This window comes from Planomonospora algeriensis (assembly GCF_977012225.1).
On sequence record NZ_CDRNDK010001126.1, the window covers coordinates 1 to 382 of the forward strand.

The window sequence follows — 382 nt, forward strand, 5'->3', positions numbered from 1 at the left end:
GCATCCTGTACGCCGACCGCTACGGCCCGATGCTGACGGCCCTGGGCGCCGACCATCGCGGGGTGAGCCGCTTCTACTACCTCGATGTGCCGTTCGCCGAGACCCTGCGCCGGCACGCCACCAAGCCCACCGCCGGCGCCTACGGCGAAGCGGAGATGCGCCGGTGGTATCGGCCGCGGGACCTGCTCGACGATGGACGCGAGGAGATCATCGGCGTCGGCAGCTCGCTGCAGGAGACCGTCCGGCGGATCCTGACCGACACCCGCCTGCACCGCTGATCCTCAGCTCGAAGGTCGCCACCATAGGCGCGTGGTCAGAGTCGGGGTGCTTGCGGTCGACGGCGAAGGCGGCCATGCGACCTGCCGTTCGTGGCCTGCGTGAT

Annotated in this window: 1 pseudogene; it reads left to right on the top strand. The window is 70.2% G+C overall.

The features are described from left to right. Positions 1–278: pseudogene (locus ACWJ6R_RS38115) on the top strand (kinase); the annotation flags it as partial. Positions 279–382 lie beyond the last annotated feature (104 nt).